The sequence below is a fragment of the Haloferax sp. Atlit-4N genome, assembly GCF_003383025.1.
In the GTDB taxonomy this organism is placed as follows: domain Archaea; phylum Halobacteriota; class Halobacteria; order Halobacteriales; family Haloferacaceae; genus Haloferax; species Haloferax gibbonsii.
Map to the genome: position 1 here is coordinate 1 of NZ_PSYY01000089.1, position 459 is coordinate 459.

Genomic DNA, 459 nt, shown 5'->3' on the forward strand with positions numbered 1-459 from the left:
TTCAGTCGGCTGCCGAGGTCGACAAACTTGATGAACTTGCCCGACTCACACTCCCCGAAGACAAGATACCGGACAACGTTCTCAAGATAGCTAATACCGCGTCAAACACCCACTAACTTAACGCCTGCAAAGAGGTCGGTGTTGACCCGCACCCCGCCCGATTCCCCCGTGACCTTCCGCAGTTCTTCATCCAGTTCTTGACTGAGAAGGACGATCTCGTTCTCGACATCTTTGCAGGCTCAAATATGAGCGGGTGGCTCGCCGAGCAGATGGGCAGGGACTGGCTGGCGTTCGAGGATCAAGAAAAGTACCTGGGAAGCAGCAAGCTCCGGTTCCTCCCCATGGAAGAGCTTCAGCGGGACGACAATCAGCAAAGCTTCGACGACGTAATCGAACTCACCGATTAGTCGCTGTCCTCTATACGCTTGATTTCGCGGGCCTTCTGCGCTTGTCGCTTCA

Annotated in this window: 1 pseudogene; it reads left to right on the forward strand. The window is 54.9% G+C overall.

Annotation, left to right across the window (positions count from 1 at the left end):
• Positions 1-155: 155 nt before the first annotated feature.
• Positions 156-407, forward strand: a pseudogene (locus tag C5C07_RS21835) (DNA methyltransferase); the annotation flags it as partial.
• Positions 408-459 lie beyond the last annotated feature (52 nt).